This is a genomic window from Euzebyella saccharophila, from assembly GCF_014855495.1.
GTDB lineage: Bacteria > Bacteroidota > Bacteroidia > Flavobacteriales > Flavobacteriaceae > Euzebyella > Euzebyella saccharophila.
This window is the reverse complement of record NZ_JACYFJ010000007.1, coordinates 146,667-168,136: the sequence shown is the minus strand read 5'-3', so window position 1 is coordinate 168,136 and position 21,470 is coordinate 146,667. Positions and strand designations below refer to the sequence as shown.

General features: G+C 39.1%; 23 protein-coding genes. 12 read left to right on the top strand and 11 right to left on the bottom strand.

What is annotated here, in order from left to right; translation table 11 throughout:
- Positions 1 to 97: 97 nt before the first annotated feature.
- The 10 genes from hpf to IL355_RS17410 form a co-directional block, all read right to left on the bottom strand.
- Positions 98 to 400, bottom strand: coding sequence for a ribosome hibernation-promoting factor, HPF/YfiA family (hpf, locus tag IL355_RS17455; protein ID WP_192463383.1), 303 nt, complete (start codon positions 398 to 400; stop codon positions 98 to 100).
- Positions 401 to 438: 38 nt separating this feature from the next.
- The gene (locus IL355_RS17450) at positions 439 to 1,329 is read right to left on the bottom strand and encodes a tyrosine-type recombinase/integrase (RefSeq protein ID WP_192463382.1); all 891 of its coding nucleotides are present in this window, start codon (positions 1,327 to 1,329) and stop codon (positions 439 to 441) included.
- Between the two features lie 138 nt (positions 1,330 to 1,467).
- Complete coding sequence (gene rpsU / locus IL355_RS17445; RefSeq protein WP_072994512.1) at positions 1,468 to 1,662, bottom strand: 30S ribosomal protein S21; 195 nt, start codon at positions 1,660 to 1,662, stop codon at positions 1,468 to 1,470.
- Positions 1,663 to 1,775: 113 nt separating this feature from the next.
- Positions 1,776 to 2,945 carry an acyl-CoA dehydrogenase family protein gene (locus tag IL355_RS17440; protein WP_192463381.1) on the bottom strand — a complete coding sequence of 390 codons (1,170 nt, stop codon included), beginning with the start codon at positions 2,943 to 2,945 and terminating at the stop codon, positions 1,776 to 1,778.
- Between the two features lie 11 nt (positions 2,946 to 2,956).
- A complete protein-coding gene (locus IL355_RS17435; protein WP_192463380.1) occupies positions 2,957 to 3,835 on the bottom strand; it encodes a ComEA family DNA-binding protein in 879 nt (292 codons plus the stop codon).
- Positions 3,836 to 3,850: 15 nt separating this feature from the next.
- Positions 3,851 to 5,920: an amino acid carrier protein gene (locus tag IL355_RS17430; RefSeq protein WP_192463379.1), complete on the bottom strand. Its 2,070-nt coding sequence runs from the start codon at positions 5,918 to 5,920 to the stop codon at positions 3,851 to 3,853.
- A gap of 112 nt (positions 5,921 to 6,032) precedes the next feature.
- The gene (locus IL355_RS17425) at positions 6,033 to 7,040 is read right to left on the bottom strand and encodes a potassium channel family protein (protein WP_192463378.1); all 1,008 of its coding nucleotides are present in this window, start codon (positions 7,038 to 7,040) and stop codon (positions 6,033 to 6,035) included.
- 2 nt (positions 7,041 to 7,042) lie between these two features.
- Positions 7,043 to 7,270, bottom strand: coding sequence for a PspC domain-containing protein (locus IL355_RS17420; RefSeq protein ID WP_121848075.1), 228 nt, complete (start codon positions 7,268 to 7,270; stop codon positions 7,043 to 7,045).
- A 43-nt stretch (positions 7,271 to 7,313) separates the two neighbouring features.
- Positions 7,314 to 8,597 (bottom strand): DUF2851 family protein, encoded by a 1,284-nt coding sequence (locus tag IL355_RS17415; RefSeq protein WP_192463377.1) that lies wholly within the window; start codon positions 8,595 to 8,597, stop codon positions 7,314 to 7,316.
- 75 nt (positions 8,598 to 8,672) lie between these two features.
- The gene (locus IL355_RS17410; RefSeq protein WP_192463376.1) at positions 8,673 to 8,981 is read right to left on the bottom strand and encodes a rhodanese-like domain-containing protein; all 309 of its coding nucleotides are present in this window, start codon (positions 8,979 to 8,981) and stop codon (positions 8,673 to 8,675) included.
- A gap of 182 nt (positions 8,982 to 9,163) precedes the next feature.
- Here IL355_RS17410 and IL355_RS17405 point away from each other — a divergent pair, with 182 nt between their 5' ends.
- The 12 genes from IL355_RS17405 to IL355_RS17350 all read left to right on the top strand — a co-directional run bounded on the left by IL355_RS17405 (position 9,164) and on the right by IL355_RS17350 (position 18,555).
- Entirely contained in the window at positions 9,164 to 9,610 is a 447-nt protein-coding gene (locus IL355_RS17405) for a MarR family winged helix-turn-helix transcriptional regulator (RefSeq protein ID WP_192463398.1), read from the top strand.
- Between the two features lie 22 nt (positions 9,611 to 9,632).
- Positions 9,633 to 10,265, top strand: a complete 633-nt coding sequence (locus IL355_RS17400) for an NAD(P)H-dependent oxidoreductase (RefSeq protein WP_192463375.1) — start codon at positions 9,633 to 9,635, stop codon at positions 10,263 to 10,265.
- Positions 10,266 to 10,294: 29 nt separating this feature from the next.
- A complete protein-coding gene (locus tag IL355_RS17395) occupies positions 10,295 to 10,870 on the top strand; it encodes a YceI family protein (RefSeq protein ID WP_192463374.1) in 576 nt (191 codons plus the stop codon).
- Positions 10,871 to 11,196: 326 nt separating this feature from the next.
- On the top strand, positions 11,197 to 12,594 hold the full coding sequence (locus tag IL355_RS17390) for an anthranilate synthase component I family protein (protein WP_192463373.1): 1,398 nt from the start codon (positions 11,197 to 11,199) through the stop codon (positions 12,592 to 12,594).
- 1 nt (position 12,595) lies between these two features.
- Positions 12,596 to 13,159 (top strand): anthranilate synthase component II, encoded by a 564-nt coding sequence (locus IL355_RS17385; protein ID WP_192463372.1) that lies wholly within the window; start codon positions 12,596 to 12,598, stop codon positions 13,157 to 13,159.
- A gap of 43 nt (positions 13,160 to 13,202) precedes the next feature.
- Positions 13,203 to 14,195 (top strand): anthranilate phosphoribosyltransferase, encoded by a 993-nt coding sequence (gene trpD / locus IL355_RS17380; RefSeq protein ID WP_192463371.1) that lies wholly within the window; start codon positions 13,203 to 13,205, stop codon positions 14,193 to 14,195.
- Between the two features lie 148 nt (positions 14,196 to 14,343).
- Positions 14,344 to 15,132 (top strand): indole-3-glycerol phosphate synthase TrpC, encoded by a 789-nt coding sequence (trpC, locus tag IL355_RS17375; RefSeq protein ID WP_192463370.1) that lies wholly within the window; start codon positions 14,344 to 14,346, stop codon positions 15,130 to 15,132.
- 11 nt (positions 15,133 to 15,143) lie between these two features.
- Positions 15,144 to 15,833 carry a phosphoribosylanthranilate isomerase gene (locus IL355_RS17370; RefSeq protein WP_225621311.1) on the top strand — a complete coding sequence of 230 codons (690 nt, stop codon included), beginning with the start codon at positions 15,144 to 15,146 and terminating at the stop codon, positions 15,831 to 15,833.
- Positions 15,833 to 17,014 (top strand): tryptophan synthase subunit beta, encoded by a 1,182-nt coding sequence (gene trpB / locus IL355_RS17365; protein ID WP_192463369.1) that lies wholly within the window; start codon positions 15,833 to 15,835, stop codon positions 17,012 to 17,014. The genes IL355_RS17370 and trpB overlap by 1 nt, the downstream gene beginning before the upstream one ends.
- On the top strand, positions 17,011 to 17,775 hold the full coding sequence (gene trpA, locus IL355_RS17360; RefSeq protein ID WP_192463368.1) for a tryptophan synthase subunit alpha: 765 nt from the start codon (positions 17,011 to 17,013) through the stop codon (positions 17,773 to 17,775). Before trpB ends, trpA begins: the two co-directional genes overlap by 4 nt.
- A gap of 3 nt (positions 17,776 to 17,778) precedes the next feature.
- Positions 17,779 to 18,300 carry a DinB family protein gene (locus IL355_RS17355; RefSeq protein ID WP_192463367.1) on the top strand — a complete coding sequence of 174 codons (522 nt, stop codon included), beginning with the start codon at positions 17,779 to 17,781 and terminating at the stop codon, positions 18,298 to 18,300.
- Between the two features lie 114 nt (positions 18,301 to 18,414).
- A complete protein-coding gene (locus tag IL355_RS17350; RefSeq protein WP_192463366.1) occupies positions 18,415 to 18,555 on the top strand; it encodes a hypothetical protein in 141 nt (46 codons plus the stop codon).
- Positions 18,556 to 18,631: 76 nt separating this feature from the next.
- Here IL355_RS17350 and IL355_RS17345 read toward each other — a convergent pair whose 3' ends face one another.
- Positions 18,632 to 21,181, bottom strand: a complete 2,550-nt coding sequence (locus tag IL355_RS17345; RefSeq protein ID WP_192463396.1) for a phosphoenolpyruvate carboxylase — start codon at positions 21,179 to 21,181, stop codon at positions 18,632 to 18,634.
- Positions 21,182 to 21,470 lie beyond the last annotated feature (289 nt).

Below are 21,470 nucleotides of genomic sequence, written 5' to 3'. Positions count from 1 at the left end.
ACACCTCTTTTGAGGCATAAAAAAGTCCGCTATTTCTAACGGACTGCAAATGTAGAGATATTTTTATTTATTCAAAACAAAATCGAAAAAATTTTCATCATGCATGCACACGAAGTTTTTCTTTTCGCTTGATTAATTTCCTTTCAAGAGATCCACGGGCAGAATCTATGGCCTCTTCAAAAGTTTTACATTGTTTCTTTACCATGAACTTATCGCCTGGCACATTGAGCATTATCTCAACAATCTTGTTTTCCTTTGCACTTGTGTTCTGTACTTTTAAGTAAACATCAGAACTTATGACCTTGTCATAAAAAGTTTCCAACTTGTCCATCCGATTTTGTAGAAAATCTATCAATTTTCTGTCGGCATTGAAATTTACTGATTGCACATTTACCTTCATAGGTCGTAATTTTTAGGTTAAACAATGTAAGCGTATCCTCATTTCTTTCCTCTGGGATGAGCCTTGGCATGCACCTTTTTTAACTCGGCAATACTATTGTGCGTATAAACCTGGGTAGAGGCCAAGCTTGAATGCCCAAGTAATTCCTTCACTGAATTCATATCCGCACCTTTATTTAGTAAGTGGGTAGCGAAGGTGTGTCTCAAGATATGAGGACTCTTTTTTACTTTAAGCGACACCTTACTAAGGTACCTATTTATTGTTCTATAAACAAGGGTTTCATATAATTTATAACCCGATTTTAACACCATTACATAATTTGAATCTTCCGTTTCAGGCATTTGCCTACGCTGGTCAAGATATACCCTCATTAATTCACAGGTATCTGGAAGCAAGGGAATTATACGTTCTTTATTCCTTTTTCCCAGCACTTTGACTAGTCCATTATTTAAATCGACACCGGAAAGTTTCATATGAATCAACTCTGCACGCCTCATGCCGGTTTCGTACATTAATTGAATCATTAATCGATCTCTGGTTCCTTCAAAAGTATCTGGGTATTGTATATTGGACAACAAGGAATCCATTTCAGATTCAGAAAAAGGAATTTGAACTTTTTTAGAGGTTTTCAACGCCCTATGTTTTAGCAAGGGATTAGAATCATTAAGCCCTACACCTTGCAAAAATTTATAATAGGCCTTTAGAGAAGCTGTTTTTCTATTAATAGACCTGTTGGAAACACCGTTCTCCACCAAACATACCACCCAACTCCTTATCACAGGGTAAGAAACTGTGTTAATATTCTGCTCGTCAAGCTCGTTTTTACAAAAGATTGAGAATTCTTCAACATCTTTAATATACGCCTTTACAGTATGTGCAGAATACTTTTTTTCAAGTGCTAGATAATTGGAAAAGGCTTTTAGCTCCATGTAAGCTAAATTATAAAGATTTAATGGTACATCTTAAACGTGAAAAAGGAAGAAAAAATTACAGAAAAGCCAGAAATAAAAAATCCCATCACAAGGATGGGATTTGATAATTATATTTGTACACCGTTTTTAGGGATTTTAGATTTCCTCTTTGTCCCTTAAGCTCTGAATGTATTGTGCTTTTTGAATTTGAGCTCTACGCTCAACGGAGGGTTTTGTGAACTGCTGACGCTTACGCAATCTTCTCATCGTTCCCGTTTTATCGAATTTTCTCTTGAAACGCTTTAAAGCCCTATCGATGTTTTCTCCTTCTTTTACTGGTATAATTAACATTGGCTACAACCTCCTTTCTTTAAAATTAAGGTTGCAAATATATAACTAATTTACAAACCCTAACAAATAATTTCATTTAAATTTTGAAGCTTTTACGATCAGCTTCCTCAAAGCTATTTTTTAGGTGCTTTATATTCTTTCTTATCAATTATTATTTTAGAAAGAATCTCTTTTAATATCTCGGAGGTCCCCCCTCCTATGGGCCCCAACCTACTGTCTCGAACTAAACGGGCCATTGGATAATCTTCAATATAACCGTACCCCCCTAAAAATTGTAGGCAGTTATAAATGACCTCGTCTGCCATTTTTGTAGATTTTAGCTTAGAGATAGTGGCTTCTTTAACCACATATTCACCTTTATCCAATTTATATGTTACGCCGTAATTGTAACTTTTACAAAGTTCCATGTCTGCATAGAGGTCTACCAACCTATGCCTCAAGGCCTGATATTGGCTAATGGGTTTGCCAAAAGTCTCTCTTTCATCCATATATTGCAAAGCGTATTCCAATGCATATTCTGCTCTTGCATGTGCATTGACGCCCATAATCAATCGTTCCAAGGCAAAAGCTTCCATGATGAAGCCAAAACCCATACCTTCTTCCCCAATGATATTTGCTGCAGGTACTTCTACATTATCAAAAGCAAGTTCTCCGGTATCTGAGGCCCTCCATCCCAATTTGTTCAATTTATTAGCAGAAACCCCCTTACTTCCCAGGTCTACTATGAATAAACTAATTCCTTTGTTTCCTGCCTTGGGGTCCGTTTTTGCGGCTAAGACAATATAATCCCCATAAACACCATTAGTAATAAAGGTTTTGGAGCCATTAATAACATAATTGCCCCCTTTTTTCTCCGCAGTGGTCCTTATACCTGCCACATCACTACCCCCAAAAGGTTCGGTGACTCCTAAACAACCGATTTTCTCACCCAAAACACTAGGTTCCAAATATTGCTGTTTTTGCTGGTGACTGGCATTCTTGTTAAGATGGGTCATGGCCAGATACGCATGAGCCCACATGGCGGCGGCAAATCCTCCGGAATTAATTTTTTGAAGTTCTTCAACAAAAATGATGGTATAAAAAAGGTCCAATCCTAAACCTCCATACTCCTCGGGAGTGGCAAGCCCAAAATAACCCATTTCGCCAAATTTTCTCCAAATAAAGGATTCTATTTGACCCGTTTCTTCCCACTTTTCTATATGTGGGACTACTTCTTTCTTTAAAAAATCTTTAAGGCTTTCTCTAAATAATTGATGTTCTTCAGTGAAGCACATACCATGCATAGCTCATTTTTTTATAAGGACAAATATAAAGCTATTCTATCTATCTTATCCGATGGAAAACCATCAATATGCTTTAATTCATCAAAGGATTTAATGTTGCCGTTCTCCATCCTATGCCGCACTATAGCTTCCGCGACATTATATCTTATATATACCAATTTGGAAAGTTCTTCTGCTGTGGATGCGTTAATGTTGATTTTATTTACCACTGGCTTATCCAACACCCTAAATCGCTCTAATACCCTGGCCGCAACTTCTGGTTCTAAATAATAAACATCATATAATTGTTCATCTACCAAAAAGCCACCTAAACGGTCCCTAAACTTAATTATTCTTGCTGAAAGCTTTTCTCCTATTCCATTCACTATGCGCAAATCCTGGGCTGTAGCTTTATTTAAATCCCTTAGTACCTCAGAAGCCCCTTGATTTTCTTCCTTTGAAACACCAACCTTTTTAGAAGTACTATTGTTTTCTGTTTTTACCCAATCCGGAAACTTAAAATACGGAGAAATAATGTTTAATAAGGAATCAGAAATTTGGGTCACCTTTTTAAATTCCAAAACTGAATTGACAAACTTGCCTTTGGACCTAAAATCATGAAGCCGGTCTATTTCTGCGTTGGACATCCCCAGTGTATATCCTTTATAATCGGTTATATAGTTAGGGTTAAAAGGATACATTTTAGATTCTTCTTTTGAGTCCAGGTTTTGAAGACTATCAATTTGAGATTGCCATTCCTTGTTTTTGATAAAACTTGGCTCCTTTTCCCCTACAGGTAAATAGTCAAGAGCTACATAGGTCAATTGAAGAAAGACTATAACGAGCAGCAAATAAAAAATCCCACTTCGTTCCTGTTTATTGAACCTGAAGTGGGACTTAAATTTGTTCATTTATTTTACAAAGAGTTACTTGGCCAAGCGCTGCTTTTTAAATAACTGGTTGGCCTTTAATTTTCTCCAGTATTCCCCTAAGTCCTCTTTTACTTCTCCAGACATTATATACAGCCCTATAATATTAGGAAAGGACATTGCTAGAATCATCATATCTGAAAAATCAAGAACTGCTCCTAAACTTACCGAAGCTCCAATAACAACAAAAACCAAAAATAAAATTTTATAGATCATTTCCGATTTTTTGCTTTTCCCAAATAAATAGGTCCAAGCCCTCATTCCATAGTATGACCAGGAAATCATGGTAGAAAAGGCGAATAGGAAAACCGCCAATGCCAGTACATAAGGGAACCAAGAAATCTGACTCCCAAAAGCATCGGAAGTTAACTGGGCACCGGCCATTCCTTCTACCTCGTGCATACCAGTAAAAATTAAAACAAGAGCGGTTAGGGTACAAACTACTACCGTATCAATGAAAGGTTCCAAAAGTGCCACAAAACCCTCAGAAGGTGGATGCTTTGTTTTGGCCGTACTATGTGCAATAGCCGCAGAACCTACACCTGCTTCATTGGAGAAAGCTGCTCTCTGGAAGCCGACCACTAACACACCAATGACACCTCCTTTTAATGCCGAGGGGCTAAAAGCACCATCTACTATGGCTGCAAATGCCGGACCAATATTCTGTATATTCATGATAATAACCGCCAAGGCAGCAACAATATAGATGGAAGCCATAATTGGCACTACCCGCCCTGTTACTTTTGCGATACTATTGATTCCCCCGATAATTACCACACCTACCAAAATAGCCGTAATAACACCGAACCAGAAACCGTTACCCGCCAATGCCGGAAATTGACCTGCCAATTGTTCAAATGATTGGTTTGCCTGAAACATGTTTCCCCCGCCAAAGGAAGCTCCAATAGCCAGAACGGCAAATAAACCTGCCAGAACTTTCCCAAAACCTTTCAGGTTTCTTTTTTCAAGTCCGTAACGTAAGTAGTTCATTGGACCACCAAACACACGGCCATCGGGTAGTATATCCCTATACTTAACCCCTAAGGTACATTCCACAAATTTGGAAGACATCCCCAATAGACCACAAACAATCATCCAGAAAGTAGCTCCTGCCCCACCCAATGAAACCGCAACTGCCACTCCTGCAATATTTCCAAGACCTACGGTACCGGAAACGGCTGTAGCCAATGCTTGGAAATGGGTAACCTGACCCGGGGCATCAGGGTCATCATATTTTCCTTTCGCCAAATCGATAGAATGACGGAACCCCCTAATATTGATAAAGCCCATTCTTATGGTAAAGAACAAAGCCCCCAACACCAACCAGATTACAATAAACGGAATATCCTTGGTTAACGGATCACCATTTGGGTGCGTCATAACTACTGGATCATCATATACAATTTCCGCAAGAAAATGAGCTCCCTGCTCGATTACATGCTCCGCATTGTCCGAATTATAAATGACATTGCCTTCTTTTACCAAATAATTTAAGGTACCGGAAGCCGAAGCCACTACGGTTCTCTCTCCATTCTTATCACTGGAGATAATTGCTATCTGATCACCCTTAACTACTTTGGCATCCTCTCCTTTTAGCCATTTCTTAAGTACAAATTTGTCTTGGACTTCCGCAGACCAACCAGGGGTACTTATGAGCTTTTTGTCTGCATAGGCAACGGGGTCATAAATACCAATAGCGGCAAAAGGGTCCCAAAACAAAACGGAACCAAGCGCCTGTACTGCAGGTGTCATGGTTCCGTTGAAAACTTCGGCGATGGCATTTGTTTCCACCTTATATACTTTGGTTACCGAATTACCTTGAGAGTCCGAGACAACTACCGTATACGGTATACCCTCTATTAACCCGGTTGCTTTATTAGAGCTAAGCGGGGTACTTTGGTTGCTCCATTTGTAACTATATGGGGGCGTACCGCCAAGCACTTGTAAATCTATAACCCCATCGTTTATTTGCTTGGATGGATTAAAAATTGCCGGTTTAACAGTAAGATCTTGGGAATTTGCCACTATACCTAGCAGCACAAAAAATAAACTTAAAAGTTTCTTCATATTTTGTTTTATAGGGTTTGGTATCTAAGTTGTCCTATTTTATGATGGGTGCCAATATCTTAAAAAATAGCAACACAATCAAATAATAACCTTGAATTAACGCAAGAATGAACTAATCAATATGGAACATTTCGTTCAACTTTCTTATTTGTTCCGGCCTTCCTAGGACAATTACTTTACCCCTAGACTGCAACTTTAAATCCGCTTCCGGATTAATGATATAATTACCACCTGGTTCCACATAACCAATTATAGTGCATCCGGTTTTTCTTCTCAAATCCAGGTCGCGAAGGGAGCTTCCTTCTCTCTGGTCTCCAAAATCCTCAATGGCTACTTCTTCCAAGTTGGTCGTATTTTCTCCTTCGGTGCTTAGCTTGTCCATAAAATCTATCAAATCTGGCATAACCACCAAGGAGGCCATATGGTCTCCCCCAATGCGATCAGGCATGATAACCTTATCCGCCCCCGCTAATTTCAGTTTCTTTTGAGAAGTTGCAAGGGAGGCCCTACTGATGATAAACAATTTTTTATTCAATTGCCTGGCCGATAGTACCACAAAAAGGTTCACGGCATCATCAGGAAGCGCCGCTATAAGGTATTTAGCCCGTTCGATACCCGCACTCACCAAAACCTCATCTTCGTTGGCATCACCTTCTACAAAAAGAGCTTCCTCCTCATGCTTTTCAATAACCTCCCGATCTCTTTCTATAATTACAAATGGCCTTTCATATGCTCTGAGCCTTTCTGCGGCTTGCATTCCGTTTCTCCCAAAACCACAAACTATAATATGGTTTTGGAGTTGGTCTATTTGATTTTTCACTTTTTTCTTTTTTAATAGTTGTAGCGAGTTTCTACTTAAAATGTATTCTGAAATAACCGAAATAGCAAAGGCAAAAATAAATACACTAAGAACAATTAAAAATGCCGTAAATATTTTCCCTTCGGTACTTAAGGGTCTAATTTCCCCAAAACCAACGGTTGTCACGGTAATGATGGTCATGTAGAAGGCTTCTACCAAGGTGTAATCCGCTATAAACCAATAACCAAAAATTCCCAGTAACAGAACTGCCAACATTAAAGTGATGGCTAAGTAAATCCTGGAACGAAAGAGATTCAGCATATTTAGAGATCAAAAACGGAGGTACGTTTGGTATAGAGCAAGTCTTTTATTTTTAGCCAGAATGCCAGGAATAAATAAAGTGCAAAACCAAAACCTAAAGTTACGAAGGTGAGATAAATAAATGACGTGCGCACCACACGAGCCCTTATCCCTAGTCGATCCGCAATTCTACCACAAACTTCAAAACCCCTCTTTTGCAGATAATATAGTAGTTGGTAAAAGAGGTTCATAATTATTTTGGTTTAAAGGAAGAAATTGAAACAATACCCAAAATTAATCATTTCCGGATAATAAGAGCGATCCAATCTTGCATTGCAGGCATTCGTTCTTGGAGCAATAATTCTGGTACAATTCTATGAGGGATTGACTCTGCCAGGCATTAGTGGCTTTAATCCCTGCATTCTCAAAATTGCTTATAATGGTATTCTTTTCTGACTTTATCTTGGTGAGAAAGGAAAAAAATTCATCATTGTCCGTTTTACCAATTACCTTAAGATAGGTAAATTTTAAAGGTATAATGGCATTAACTATCAACAGGTCCATGAAATTCTTGGATAATTTTTTTACCCTTTTTGCGGATTGCTTTCCAAAAGTATAATGATCAATCCAATAGGGATGGGTCGAAACATTCAAAAATTCATACACTTGACCCACATCCTCTAAATCCATGAGAGTACTAAAAAGGCGGTCTTCTTTGTGATAAAGATGCGCTAATTGGGAAAGTCTTATTGTTGGAAAATTGACAGGTCTTAATTTGAAAAAATCAGGTTTTAAGACCACTTCATCCTGTATATTGAATTTTGATTTTTGATACGTATACTCTTCTCTTAAAGCAAGGAAATATTCATCTGTAATCGTATCATTTTCCAACAATTTTAGCACCCCATAAAAAACACTCTCCAAAGACAAAATATTGCCTCGTAATTTTCTAACGGTTTTAAAGCTCACAACTTTTGAAAGACCAACAAAAGCTTCACCATTTATATTGGACCCAAAGCTTTTGAGCAATAAAACAAACAAAACTTGTTCCCAATTATTTTGGGATATTTTGAGTAATCTTTCAATTTCCTTGGATTTTCTCCTTAGCCGCTCTAAATATAAGCGCTCCATCCAGTTATCTAAATGAAACTGATCTACGGCACTTATGGATTTCTCACAATTGATAAATTTTACATTACGTCTATCAAATAGGTTTTGATAATTTGCCAGTAAATTTTTTGAAATAAAATGCCTGAGCTCTAAGGTCGGTAAAGGCATATTTGCACTTCCAAACACTTCGGTATCATGATCCCATACCACATGTAATATCACATTTTGATAATTGGAATCTTTTTCATGACTGTGGGCGTACCAATCCGAAGACTTCAAATGTATTTCCAAATTTCCCGCCCAGAGTTGCTGGCCAATCTTCACCTGGGCATTTAAAAAGTCGGGACCAGCCAAATGATTATGGGTACCCGTTTTAATAATTTCAATTTGCTCCCCATCTGTGGTAACAAGATTGTCTAAACCAAGCTTTTTGTACTTCCAGATAAAATGGAGCAAATCTTCCTTCATAAAGCAATTAGTAAAACAAAAAAAGTTCAAATACGGGTTGTATTTGAACTTCTTAAGATATAAAAAATTTGTCTTTTATTCTGCGACCTCTCCTTCCCAATTCATGAAACCACCTTCCAAATTGTAGGCTTTTTCAAAGCCTACACTGTTCATGATAGAACAAGCTTGGGCACTTCTGGCTCCCGATCGGCAATAAACATAGTATGATTTGCTCTTATCCAGTTTATCCAATTCATCTAAGAACCCTTGCCCTAAATGAATGTCAATATTTTTTGCCCCAGGAATATACCCATCCTCAACCTCTTCAGGAGTTCGTACATCCAAAATAAAGGAATTGTCATCATTCTCCAGTTGCTCTTCCCACTCTTGTTGTGATAAATCCATATTATTTAAAATTAAAACCAGACCAATAATAGATTGGTTTCTTGTTGTTGTTTCTATTTACTCTCCAAAAATACATTTTTTTAAAAAAGGCAACACCCCGTCCTTAACAAAAGTTTATGACCTACTACAAGGAAAACAACTTTAAAACACTTTATATTTGTATATACAATTGTTGTAGAGACATGAATGTAGAACAGATTATCAAAACCGAAAAGGAAATTCCCTTGGCAAGCAGGACAATTATTCATTTAAGTTTGGTAATGAACAAAATTAATGAGATCGTAAGCTCTGCATTGAAACCGTTTGAAATGTCTCCGGAACAATTCAACGTTCTAAGAATACTACGCGGTCAAAAAGATAAGCCTGCCAATCTTTCTACCCTAAATGAAAGAATGGTTCATAAAATGAGTAATACTACGCGCCTAGTGGATAAATTGATTAAGAAGGGGTATGTTAAACGTTCTGTTTGTCCTAGCAATAGAAGAAAGGTAGAAATACGCATAACTATTGAAGGCAAGTCTATTTTAAAAGAGTTAGACGAAGCCATGGCGCTCGCTGAAGAAGAAATCTTAAAAAATTTTGATGGTAAGCAACTTAAAGAATTGAATACACTTTTAAACAAGTTTTAAATCTTAATACTAAATTTATTACATGAGTACGTATATCGAAAACCTCAACTGGCGCTATGCCACTAAAAAATTTGACAAGGATAAGTCCATTTCGGAAGAAGACCTAGTTGCATTATTGGAAGCAACTTCTTTAAGCGCTTCTTCCTATGGTTTACAGCCTTATAAGATATTAGTCCTAAAAGATGCGGAGATAAGGGAAAAGCTGCAGCCGTTTGCCTGGAACCAATCGCAAATCACGGAAGCCTCCCATCTTATTGTTATTGCCAATCAAACATCATTTGGTGAGGAATTGGTAGATGATTATTTACAAAACGTAAGTGAAACTAGAGACATTCCCCTAAAGAATCTGGAAAGCTACGCAGAGATGATGAAAGCCAACCTTATTCCTTTAACAGATGAGCAAAAAGCCCATTGGACTGCTAAACAGGCCTATATTGCTTTGGGAAATCTACTTTCGGCAGCGGCAGACCTAAAAATAGATACATGCCCCATGGAAGGGTTTGATGCTACCAAATTCAATGAAATATTAGGACTGAACGAATTAAACCTAAATGCCGTAGTTTTGGCAGCAGTGGGTTATAGGTCAGAAGAAGACCAAACCCAACATTTTAAGAAGGTAAGAAAATCCAATGAAGATTTAATCACGCATATATAACAAATACATTAACTAAATTTATTACAATTATGAAAAAAGGAGTATTTAGCTTGGCTTTGGCCTTGGTTTTTGGTGTAGCAACTGCAACAGAACCAATTGCAGAAGAAAAAAAAGAAGTAAAGACTGAGGCCAGTACCGTAACTTGGAAGGCTTACAAAGTAACCGGATCACATGAAGGAACTGTAGCTTTAAAATCAGGATCTTTGACTTTTGATGGGGATAAGTTAACCGGAGGAGAATTTGTTGCCGATATGACCAGCCTGATTTCTACCGACATGGAAGGCGATGGCAAAGCAAAATTAGAAGGTCACTTAAAAGCGGATGATTTTTTTGGAGTTGAAAAGCATGAGACTTCAAAACTGGTTTTCACCAATGTAAAGTCGACTGGAAAAAACTCATACGAAGTTACTGGAGACCTAACGATTAAAGGAATCACCAAACCGGTTGTTTTTGATGTTTCTGTGTATGGTAGCAAGGCTACCGCCAACGTAAAGGTTGATAGAACCAAATATGATATTAAATATGGTTCTGGAAGCTTTTTTGAAAATCTTGGTGATAAAACTATCTACGATGAGTTTGATCTTGTTGTAGACTTGGAATTCTAGGAATTGATTGATAACGCATAATAAACTTCACCTCACAAGTTTCTCCCGGCTTAAGGAATTTAAATTCTTAAGCCGGGATTTTTTTTCCTTCCATCTACCAATACCCACCTAAATTGTGAGTAGTTTCACCAAGCGTTTATTTTCTTCGTTTTTTGATTTGGGGTTTAAAAAAATGATTTTTATATTTGGACCTATGTACAGAAATAACGTAAATACTTGGTGGTGGAAAAACTCGCAAATCAATTCGTGAGCAGACCCCGTTGTAGTAAAACAATATAAAAGGCTTGTCAATCACGACAAGCCTTTTGCTTTTCAACCCAATCAAAATGAAGTACGAACTAAAGACACATTACAAAAAAATACTTGCGGATACCATTACACCGGTAAGCGTATATCTAAAGATTAGGGACAAATTTCCCAATAGTATTCTTTTAGAAAGTAGTGATTATCATGCCAATGACAACAGCTTTTCCTATATCTGCTGTAACCCTATTGCCTCCATAAAAATTGAAAATGAACAAATTAGCTGTTCTTTTCCAGATGGTTCAAAATCTTCAAAAGTTATCGACCCTAGTACGGATGTAGTGGAGGAAATACATCAATTTGGTCAAAATTTTATAACGGAGGATAACAATTTCAAATTCATTAATAATGGGCTTTTTGGCTACATGGCCTATGATGCCGTGCGTTATTTTGAAGACGTTGAAATTTCTAAAAAAGATAATTCCGTAGCTATTCCTGATGTGTACTATGCCGTTTACCAGAACATCATAGCCATCAATCACTTTAAGAATGAAGCTTACCTCTTTGCGCATAGCTATGAAAAAGAAGAGAACATAGCGGAAATAGAGCAACTATTGAATGTAAGGAACTTCGCCACCTATAATTTTTCATTGCAAGGTGAAGCCACCAGTAATCTGGAAGATGAAGAATACAAGGAGCATGTGCGTTTGGCAAAAAAACACTGTCACCGCGGAGACGTTTTCCAACTGGTACTTTCAAGAAGATTTTCCCAAGGTTTTAAAGGGGATGAATTTAACGTCTATAGGGCACTTCGTTCCATTAATCCATCGCCTTACTTATTTTATTTTGATTATGGCGATTTTAAGATTTTTGGAAGTTCTCCCGAAGCACAACTGATCGTTAAGGACGGAAAAGCCGAAATCCATCCCATTGCCGGCACCTTTAAACGTACCGGAAACGATGAACAGGATGCCATTTTGGCCCGTAAACTTTCTGAGGACGATAAGGAAAACAGCGAGCATGTCATGCTCGTTGACCTCGCCAGGAACGACCTTAGCCGAAACGGCAATATGGTAGAGGTAACCAACTACAGGGAAGTTCAGTTCTTTTCGCACGTCATACATTTGGTATCCAAGGTAACCGGAAAGAAGAAAGAGAATATCACCACCATGAAGGTAGTGGCAGACACTTTTCCTGCCGGTACATTAAGCGGCGCACCAAAACACATGGCCATGCAGCTCATTGAGAAGTATGAGAAAACAAGTAGGGGATACTACGGGGGTGCCATTGGTTTTATGGACTTTAACGGTAATTTTAACCATGCCATTATGATCCGTACTTTTTTAAGTAAAAACCATGCCCTACATTATCAGGCCGGCGCCGGATTGGTTGCCGCCTCCAACCCAGATGATGAATTACAAGAAACCTATAACAAACTAGGCGCCCTTACCAAGGCTTTGGAAATAGCCAAAACCATTTAAGATGAAGAAGATTTTAGTAATAGATAATTACGACAGTTTCACCTATAATTTGGTTCACTATCTAGAAGATTTGGATTGTGAAGTGGTCGTTAAAAGAAACGACCAGCTAACGTTGGAAGAGGTGGAAGCCTTTGATAAAATAGTGCTTTCCCCGGGACCGGGTATTCCTGATGAAGCCGGTTTATTAAAGCCGATTATAGAAAAATACGCCCCTACCAAAAGTATTTTTGGGGTTTGCCTAGGACAACAGGCCATTGGGGAGGTATTTGGTGGTAGCTTGATCAATCTGGATGAAGTGTATCACGGTATCGCTACAAAAATAAAGCTGACAAAAGAGGATGCGAATTTTGAAGGCTTGCCAGAAGAAATTGAGGTTGGACGATACCATTCTTGGGTAGTTGCCCCAGATTTACCGGAAAGCTTGGAAGCTACTTCCGTAGATGAAAATGGCCAAATTATGAGCCTGAGGCACAAAGAATACGATGTTTCTGCGGTGCAGTTTCACCCAGAATCAGTTTTAACACCAGAGGGAAAACAAATTCTAAAAAATTGGTTGAATAGCTAAATCGATTTCCGCCTTTGCGGGAATAAGAGAAAGACATACGCAAATGAAAGAGATACTCAACAAACTGATCAATCATGATTTCCTCTCCAAGGAAGATGCCAAACAGGTTTTGGTCAATATTGCCAAAGGGGAATACAATAGCAGTCAAATAGCCGCTTTTATTACGGTTTATATGATGCGTAGCATCACCATTGAAGAATTGGAAGGCTTTCGCGATGCCCTGCTGGAACTTTGTCTAGCGGTAGATTTAAGCGAATATGACCCCATTGACCTTTGTGGTACGGGTGGCGATGGTAAGGATACCTTTAATATTTCTACCTTGGCCTCTTTTGTAACAGCGGGTGCCGGAGTAAATGTAACCAAACACGGTAATTACGGGGTCTCCTCTAAATGCGGAAGTAGTAATGTGATGGAATTCTTGGGAATCAAGTTCAGCAACGAGGCCGATTTCCTTAAAAAATCCATTGATGAAGCGGGTATTTGTGTTTTGCACGCCCCGCTATTCCATCCTGCCATGAAAAATGTAGCGCCCATTAGAAGAGAATTGGCCGTAAAGACCTTCTTTAATATGCTGGGCCCTATGGTGAATCCGGCATTTCCTAAAAATCAAATGGTGGGCGTTTTTAATCTGGAACTGGCCCGAATGTACGGCTATCTCTATCAGAATACCGATAAGAAATTTACGGTTTTGCACGCGCTGGACGGATACGATGAAATATCATTGACCGGAAATACCAAAACCATCAGTAACCATACGGAAAGCATGCTGAAGCCTCAAGATTTTGGGGTGGAACCAATTTTGCAATCCCAGATTGTGGGAGGTGACTCCATTGAAGAATCCGCTCAAATTTTCCTCAACGTTTTACAAGGAAAAGGTACGGAAGCCCAAAACAATGTGGTGTGCGCCAATGCCGGTGTGGCCATTGCAACGGTTAAAAATTTAAGTCCGAAAGAAGGCTTTGAAAAAGCCAAGGATTCTCTTTTAAACGGCAGCGGATTAAAAGCTTTAAAAAAGTTGCAGGAGTTGAGCAGGTGATTGGTTGATGGTTGATGGTTGATGGTTGATGGTTGATGGTTGATGGTTGATGGTTGATGGTTGATGGTTGATGGTTGATGGTTGATGGTAAGCTAACATAATTGGTTTTTTTCATCCATGGAAAAAGAAAAAGCTATTATAATAAGAAATGAACATATTAGATAAAATAGTTGCCGATAAACGTAAGGAAGTTGATTTGCGCAAAGCGCTAATTCCCGTAAAGCAATTGGAAAATTCGGTGCTTTTTAATCGGGTTTCGCCTTCATTGGCGTCAGCGCTCCGTGCTAGTCAAACAGGAATTATCGCGGAACACAAAAGACGTTCCCCCTCCAAATCGGTCATCAATCAAAATGAAAATGTACAGGATGTGGCCCTAGGTTATGCCAAGGCTGGTGTTTGTGGCATGTCCGTACTTACAGACGGAAAGTATTTTGGCGGTTCTTTGGATGATTTGCTTCTCGCTCGCGCTTCGGTAGATATTCCGCTTTTGAGAAAGGAATTTGTAATTGACGAATACCAAATTTTGGAAGCCAAGGCCTACGGTGCTGATGTTATCCTGCTCATTGCGGCCATCCTTTCAAAAGAAGAAATCAGGCAACTTTCGGAATTTGCCAAAAGCCTGAATTTAGATGTACTTTTGGAGGTGCATAATTTGGAGGAACTACAAAAGTCCATTATGCCCAGTTTGGATATGTTGGGTGTTAACAACCGAAACTTAAAAACATTCGAGGTCAGTTTAGAAACCAGTAAATCGCTTTCCGCGGAAATCCCAGAGGAATTCGTAAAGGTTTCCGAGAGCGGAATCAGTAATACATCGGCCATAAAGGAATTAAAAAAGTATGGCTACCAAGGCTTTTTGATCGGTGAGAATTTTATGAAAACTGACAACCCGGGGAAAAACGCCAAAATATTCATAGAGGAGTTAAAAAGTCTATAAACGGTCGTTTTATGAATTATCATTACAGCACACCCAAAGAAGAGCCAAGCACCCTCGCCAATGGGCGTTTGCATTTAAAGGTATGCGGTATGAAGCACAACACCGCAGAAATTGCTTCTTTACAGCCAGATTATTTGGGCTTTATTTTTTATGATAAAAGTGAACGTAACTTTAAAGGAGACCTAGCGCCCGTACCCCATAAGATTAAAAAAGTTGGAGTGTTCGTTAATGCCGGTATTCAAACGGTATTGCAAAGAATAGAGGATTATAATTTGCTTTTGGTACAGCTGCATGGCAATGAAAGTCCGGAGTATTGCAATGAACTAAAATCAAAAGCCAAACAAATACAAATTATAAAAGTGTTTTCTGTTAAGGATGCATTTGACTTTGCCGTTCTTGAACCTTATGAATCCGTATGTGATTTTTTCCTGTTTGATACGAAAGGAAAATTACCGGGTGGAAATGGCTACGCTTTCGACTGGTCCGTTCTTAAAAACTATCCTTCTACCAAGCCCTATTTTTTAAGTGGAGGCATTGGTCTGGAAGATATCGATAACATAAAAGAATTCACGCAACGCCCGGAAGCCAAATACTGCCACGCCATTGATGTGAACAGTAAATTTGAAATAGAACCGGGACTTAAAAATACGGCCGATGTAAAGGCCTTTAAAGAATTGCTCAATAAAATACATATACAATAATGTCTTACAACGCAGATAGCAGAGGGTATTACGGCGAATTTGGGGGCGCTTTCATTCCCGAAATGCTCTACCCCAATTGTGAAGAATTACGGCAAAATTACGTTCAGGTAATGCAAGAGGATTTCTTTAAAAAGGAGTTTCAGCAATTGCTAAAAGATTATGTGGGCCGCCCTACCCCACTTTATTTTGCGGAGCGGTTATCCAACAAATACAACACTAAAATTTACCTGAAACGTGAAGACCTTTGCCACACTGGCGCCCATAAGGTCAATAATACCATCGGTCAAATTTTAATGGCCAAGCGCTTGGGAAAAAACCGCATTATTGCCGAAACAGGTGCCGGACAACACGGCGTAGCTACGGCAACGGTCTGTGCTTTAATGGGCCTTGAATGTGTGGTGTACATGGGTGAAATTGATATTGAACGTCAGGCCCCCAACGTGGCGCGCATGAAAATGTTGGGTGCAGAAGTACGCCCAGCAAAATCGGGTAGCCGAACCTTAAAAGATGCGACCAACGAAGCCATTAGGGACTGGATCAACAATCCGGTGGATACCCATTACATTATCGGTTCTGTGGTGGGGCCACACCCCTACCCTGATATGGTAGCACGGTTTCAGTCGGTTATTTCGGAGGAAATCAAATGGCAACTAAAGGAAAAGGAAGGCAAGGAAAACCCTGACTATGTGGTGGCCTGTGTGGGTGGAGGAAGCAATGCCGCAGGTGCCTACTATCACTTTCTGGATAATCCCAAGGTGGGTATCATCGCCGTGGAAGCTGCCGGAAAAGGCATTGACTCCGGTGAAAGTGCCGCTACGTCTGCCTTGGGAAAAGTGGGTATCATTCACGGAAGCAAAACCTTGTTGATGCAAACTACAGACGGACAAATTACAGAGCCCTACTCCATAAGTGCGGGATTGGATTACCCCGGTGTAGGCCCTATGCATGCCCACCTGTTTAAATCTGGCCGTGGAGAATTTATTTCCATTACCGATGTGGATGCCATGAAAGCGGGACTGGAACTTTCTAAATTAGAAGGCATCATTCCCGCTATAGAATCATCGCACGCCTTTGCCATTCTGGAAACCCGAAAATTTGAATCCGATGATGTGGTGGTCATCAACCTTTCAGGGCGTGGAGATAAGGATCTCAATACATACATTGATTATTTTAAGTTATGACAAACAGAATTTCCCAAAAACTTCAAGAAGACAAAAAGCTCCTTTCCATCTATTTTACGGCAGGGTACCCTTCCTTGAACGATACCGTAAGCGTTATTGAAGGATTGGAAAAAAACGGGGTTGATATGATTGAAATAGGTCTGCCATTCAGCGACCCTCTAGCCGATGGCCCCACCATTCAAGAAAGTTCTACAAAAGCCCTTAAGAACGGAATGACCACCGAAGTTCTTTTTAACCAATTAAAGGATATTAGAAAAACGGTTTCCATTCCGCTGATTATTATGGGCTATTTCAATCCCATGTTGCAATATGGCGTGGAGGCGTTCTGCCAAAAATGCCAGGAAATTGGTATTGACGGGCTCATTATCCCCGACTTACCAGTAGATGTTTACAATGAAGAATACAAGTCCATTTTCGAGAAGCACGGCCTTGTCAACGTATTTTTGATTACGCCCCAAACCTCGGACGAGCGTATTCGCTTTATCGATTCCGTTTCCAACGGGTTTATCTATATGGTAAGTTCTGCCAGTGTTACCGGTGCCAAAAGTGGCTTTGGTGACGAACAGACCCAATATTTTGATAGAATAGCGGCCATGGAGCTTAAAAATCCACAAATCGTAGGATTTGGAATTAGTAATAAGGAAACTTTTATCGCTGCCACGGAGAAGGCTAAAGGAGCGATTATTGGTTCGGCCTTCATCAAGCACTTAACGGCTTTTGGTGCCGATAAGTTTGACACCTTTGTAAATAACATTCGGTAACTAATGTCATCTAATTCCAATCCGCAACATGAAGTGTGGCTAAGGGGCCCGGTAGAGGGAATTCCGGCATTACTTCAACCTGCGGCCCATGCCCTGCTGCAAACATCGGAAGAACTAAAAAAATATACCGAGGGAATATCCCCTGAGCAACTTTGGAAAAAGCCTGTGGGTAGAGCTTCCATCGGGTTTCATTTACAACATATCACCGGGGTTTTAGACCGAATGATGACCTACTCCAAAGGCGAAAATTTGACCGAAAGTCAATTTGAATACTTAAAGGCCGAAGGAAAAGAAAGTAGTGCCATCCGCATAGAAAACCTCATCAGCGATTTTGATAATAAACTTGCCGAGGCCCTCGCCTATTTTAAGACCTTACCGGAGGAGATTCTCACTGAAAAACGGACCGTAGGCAGAAAGAAACTCCCCAGTACTGTTATCGGTTTGCTATTTCATGCCGCAGAGCACTCACAACGGCATACCGGACAACTTTTGGTTACTGCAAGCCTTCTAAAAGGTGTGGAATAAATACCATTTTTGCCGCTTTAACAGAGGCTAACAAAGACTTACAAAGCCCTTAACGCCCTTTTGCCCATGTGTTTCTTACATTAACGTGAATCAAAAAAAAAAAAAGAAATAGAAATGGGAATAATAAAAGATAAAAAGTTAAGAAGAAAAACGGAGCAAACGAATCCAACGAACCCCACGGGTAATACCCAAGTGGATATCAATAAGTTTGATATTGATGAAAAGACCATCAAAAATCAGCAGAACAAAAAATAATGGATTCTAAATAATTTAAAAACAAAAATCCCCGAAGAGCAAATCTTCGGGGATTTTTTTTTGACCTATGAAATTCTTAAGCCGAGTTTCTACTGGCATTGATATTACCATATAAAGATCGGGTAACAATTTTCTCGTATAATTCATTGTACTCAGTCTCTTGGCCTATTTTCTGCAAGGCATATTGTTGGATTACCAGCAACGGCAATACAATATTCTCACGTATTCTAATGGACTCACGTGAAACCGCCTCGTTCTCCATTAAAATCTTGCTTCCAGAAATCATTAGCAACATCTTTTTGGAAAGCTCGTATTCTTCATGTAAAATATTCCAGAACGCTCCGTACTTTTTATCCTCCTTCATATAGCTTGTCAATTCAAAATAACATTTTGAGAGCGACATCATACTATTGAGCATTAAAGCCTTAAAGAACGGAACCTCTTTATAGAGTTTTTTAATCTCACTTAGGCGACCTTCATCCTTTAATTTTTTTATTGCCGTACCCAAACCAAAGTATCCGGGAACGTTCTGCTTCAACTGGCTCCAGGAACCCACAAAAGAAATGGCACGCAGATCGGAGAGTTCCAATTGCTTTTTATTTCCTCTTTTCCCCGGTCTACTGCCAATATTCGCCTTCTGGTAGTACTTAAGCGTACTTCTGTTCTCCAAATACGGTATGAACATTTCATGCTGTTTAAGGGCATCGTATTTATCAAAACTCAACTCTGAAAGTTCTTCGATTAACTTGCGTTGTTGTCTTGAAATCACGTTCTCTTTACCGAAAAGGTTGTTGGACAAGCCCGCAGTCAATAGCTGCTCACTATTATGGATAAAGTGTTCCTTGGTACCGTAGGTACTGGTAATGGTCTGCCCTTGAATGGTCAATTGAATCTCATTATTAGCCACCTCTTTGGTCTGGGCAGCATAGAAACGGTGCGTTTTACCACCACCTCTTGCTGGCGGTCCACCACGTCCATCAAAAAATATGGCTTTAATACCGTTTTTACTACAAACTTTGGAAAGGGTTTCCTTGGTTTTAAGGATATTCCAGTTGGCTTTTAAATAACCACCGTCTTTAGTACCGTCCGAGAAGCCCAACATTATGGTCTGATCATTGTTTCTTCTCTCGAGGTGCTCACGATAGATAGGTAAATCGAACAAGGTCTGCATGGTTTCCTCTGAACTATCCATTCCCTTCATCGTTTCGAACAGAGGAATGATATCGAATGTTATTTCATCGCTTTTCCAACCACACCATCTGAACAATCCGAAAACAAATAACACTGAGAAAATATCCTCCGAATTACTGATGATGTAACGGTTACAACCCTCTTCCCCGTTGGCAGCCTGTATATCCTGCAATTGGGAAATATTCTCAATGGTATCCTTTATAATCGGTTCCTGGTAATCTTTGGAATCCAATTTAATGTTTTTATTGATCAGAATATCTACCAATTCATCCTGTGATAACTCATCCAAGGACTCTTTTATTAAACTATTGGTTTTTAAAATGGTCTCAACAGCCAAATAATGCTTGCTATGATCTTGGCGAATATCAAGCGTTGCAAAATGGGTCTTAAAGATTTTTACCTTGTCCAAGAAATAATCCAGCTCCTTTAGGTATAAACTGTGGTAGTTGTTAATTAATAATTCCCTAATGTCCAACAAAGGCTGAAGAATATCATTGTAACCAATAGTCTTGGAGCTATCGAACATAGCGGTGTACAAATTGCTTCTTAGCTTCCCAATTGGCTCTTGTACTCCTTTAAATGTTAGTTTCTTTTGAATCTTCTTAAGGTCGTTATAATAACATTTCATCAAAGTGATACGAAGCTCATCAGCCACATCTTTTGTAATAGGTGCTGTTACGTAAGGATTACCGTCCCTATCACCCCCTGGCCAAAAACCAAGTTTCATGATTTTATGGTTATCAAACTCGGTATTCTTTATATTCGATTTGATATAGTGGTACAACTCCCCTATTGCCTCATAATAGGTATGCCTAAGAATATAGATGATATTTTTGGCCTCATCCAAAGGAGTGGGTTTTTTTGAGTTCAACAACGAGGTAAGTCCCAATTGTTGTAGTGTAACATCAATATCATCAATACGGTCTTCTAAAATCAATGATCGCAAATCATCAATAATATCGAGTACTGCCGGAGTATAAAATTGCGTTGGGTGTGCCGTTAGCACGATACGTGCACTAAAGGTGGACAGTTTTTTAGAAACCTTGTCCCAGCTTTTGTTCTTGTCTACCAATTCAAAGTAATCCTTAATACTTAGAGACCTTCTATGTGCCTGCATTTTTGGGAAAGCTGCATCTTCCACACTATCATATAGAACTACTTGCCTTTCTACATACTGAATAATTCGGAACATAAAGTCAATACGCTCTTGTTCCGATTCAATATCTACATAGCTATCAAAAAACGCTTCTAATATCTCCTGTGGATTTTGTCCAGAATCCAAGCCTTTTTGGCATTGATCCAAAAGAAGTGGTATCAAAATACCCACATTTTCAATATTGCGGTATGGTAGGTTTAAGAAAAGGCTATTATAGACGTTGAACTTATTATTGACAGATTTTTTAAACTCATTTAGTTTTTCATCTTGCTGTTGCATAGGCTGTTTTAATAAAAAGTTGTTTTTCAAGCTATTTTTTTTGTACTGGCAATTCTCGTAAGCACCATAAATATCGCTATTCTTGAGAGATTGCCAACGTTGGAAATTGACTTATAACAAAAATAACTGGCTACACTACAAAAACAACATAGTTCACAACAATAATTTCAATAGTGCAGAGCTTACGGGTACTTTTACAATGTAATTAAATCAGAAGTAAATTTTTTCATTTTCATATAGTGTTCTCGTAAAAGAGCTTTATCAAAACTTGATAAGGCTCTTTTTAGTT